Below are 2656 nucleotides of genomic sequence, written 5' to 3'. Positions count from 1 at the left end.
TTCCCTGAAGCAGGCTCGGCTGGCGGCGACAGTGCCGGCTCCTTGCGCGCGAACCAGGAGGCTTTCGAGCAGCGGGTCGAACAGGCTTGCCGGCAAGCCTGCCAGGCTATTGCACCTGCCTGGCCGCTGGATCGGGCGATTGCCGTCAATCCGCACTGGGGGCGGATCGACCGGCCGCTGCCGGAAGTCGCGGCCCGCATGGCCCTGCTGGGCGGGGTGCGTGTTTATCCATCCCGCGATGAATTCCGGCGCGCCTGGCAAAGCGGTCGCATCCGTGAGGCCGATCTGCGTGCCGCCGTGGCCATGCAGGGCGATGCGCGCTATGCCGATAGCGACAGCTGTCTGGCGGCATTGGCGCGGGACAACACGGTGCAACCCCTGCCCCTGTTGATCGACCTGCTCGATAGCGGCCCGGCGCAGCGCCATCATCTGCCATGGCGCCAGGCGATCACCCATCAGGTGAGCCAGACCTGTGCGGCCTATTTCGACCAGCACCAGGCCGACTGGCAGCCGCAGCGCGACGCTGGACTGTATGCGTTCTGGCGCGACACGCTGCAGCATGACCACGGTATCGGCATCCTGATGGGTCTGCCCCAGCTGGGCCGGCAACTGGCCAATCTGCCGGCCACGCCCGAGGCGGCCGAGCGCTGGGTGCTGGATAAGCTGGGGCTGCCCCATGAGGTGTGGGCCGACTATCTCGAGGCGATCTTGCTGACGGTGAACGGCTGGGCCTCCTGGTGCGCCTATCTGCATTGGCAGGCCAATCTGGACGGTGGCGAGGACCGGCATCTGCGCGAATTGCTGGCAATACGGCTGGCGTGGGGGGCGATCTTGCTCGACGGGCTGGCGCCAGGGCGCGCCGAGGCGGCATTCACCACACTGCGCCAGGGCTGGCAGGGTTTTGCGCACAAGCTGAACGAGGCGCACGCCGCTTTTGCACTGGATGCGCTATGGCAGCAGGCGCTTGAGGCCGGCTATCAGGCCAAATTGGCAGCCCGGCTATGCGGCACGCGCGTGGCGCCCGTGGTGGCGCCGATCACGGTGCAGGCGGCATTCTGCATCGATGTGCGCAGCGAACCCTTGCGCCGCGCGCTGGAGGCAGCCGACCCGACCATCCAGACCATTGGCTTTGCCGGCTTTTTCGGCTTGCCGATCGCCTATGCGCCGCTGGGCAGCAGCGCATCGCGGCCGCAGCTACCGGGCCTACTGGCGCCAGCCATGCAGGTAGAGGAGCAGTTGCTGGCGCCTGCCGCCTATGAAGGCCCGGTGCCGGCCCGCGAGCGCCTGGTGGCGCAACGGCAGCAGGGTTTTCGCCTGAGCCAGCAGTGGCAGGCTGCCAGCCGCTGGCCCGCGGCTGCGTTCTCGTTTGTCGAAGCATTCGGCTGGGCCTATGGCGGCAAGCTGGCCGGCTGGCTGCGCCAGCGTACCCAGCTGCGCCAGCGCGATGATCTCGCCGGCCTGCCCGCCGGCGCGGCGGCGCTGTGCCGCCCGACGCTGGGGCATCTGCCGCTGGCCAGCCGGGTGGACTTGGCAAAGCGGGTGCTCGGCGCCATGGGGCTGAATCGCCAGCTGGCACCGCTGGTGCTGCTGGTCGGCCATGGCAGCCAGAGCAGCAATAATCCGCATGCGGCAGCGCTCGACTGTGGCGCTTGCTGCGGCCAGACCGGTGAAGTCAATGCGCGGGTACTGGCCCTGCTGCTCAACGATGCGGCCTTACGTGACGGCCTGTTGGCCGAGGGCATCCATATCCCGCAGCACACGGTGTTTGTGGCGGCGCTGCATAACACCACCACCGACGAGCTGGAGTATTTCGATCGCGATCTGTTGCCCGAGTATGCCCGCTCCGCCCTGGCGCACTTCGAGCTGGTTTCGCAAACCGCACTGCGCCAAGTCAGGCAGGAGCGCGCCCCACGCCTTGGGCTGGCAGACATGGACGACGCCGCGCTGCTGGCCGCGCTGCACGGGCGGGCCAGCGATGGCGCCCAGACCCGCCCGGAGTGGGGCTTGGCCGGCAATGCCGCCTTTATCATCGCGCCGCGCAGCCTGAGCCGAGGGCTGCGCCTCGATGGCCGCAGCTTCCTGCACGACTACGACGCCAGCCAGGATGCCGACGGTAGCTTGCTGGAGCTACTGATGACCGCACCGATGCTGGTCACTCACTGGATCAACTGGCAATACCATGCCTCGCAATGCGAGCCGCGCCTGTATGGCTGCGGTAACAAGCTGCTGCATAACGTGGTGGGCGGCCATATCGGCGTGTTCGAAGGCAATGGTGGCGATCTGCGCATCGGCCTGTCGCAGCAATCGCTGCATGATGGCGAATGCGCCATGCACGAGCCGCTGCGCCTCACCGTCGTCATCGCCGCGCCGCAGTCGCGCATCGATGCCATCGTCGCCAAGCATCGGGTCGTGCGGCAGCTGATCGAACATGGCTGGCTGCATTTGTGGCAGCTGGAAGGCGGCAGCCTGGCGCGTCGCGTCGACGGTCGCTGGCAGACGCTGAACTGGCCGGACCAAGAGGGATACCCGCCCCGCGCTTACTTTACCCAGGCAGGAAAGTAGCCAAGCGCATCCTGCACTTCGCTGTCATGCGCGGGCACCACTTGCAAGGCTGGGTCGGCCTGCATCAGTGCCTGCACTTTTTCCAGTGCCGACT

Annotated in this window: 1 protein-coding gene; it reads left to right on the top strand. The window is 67.5% G+C overall.

Annotated elements, in window-relative coordinates; all coding sequences use genetic code 11:
• Positions 1-42 precede the first annotated feature (42 nt).
• The gene (locus ACE3OH_RS21430) at positions 43-2562 is read left to right on the top strand and encodes a YbcC family protein (RefSeq protein WP_374358052.1); all 2520 of its coding nucleotides are present in this window, start codon (positions 43-45) and stop codon (positions 2560-2562) included.
• The last annotated feature ends 94 nt before the right edge of the window (positions 2563-2656 follow it).

This window comes from Chitinimonas sp. (genome assembly GCF_041904975.1).
Lineage (GTDB): Bacteria > Pseudomonadota > Gammaproteobacteria > Burkholderiales > Chitinimonadaceae > Chitinimonas.
This window is presented reverse-complemented; position numbering and strand designations above follow the sequence as displayed.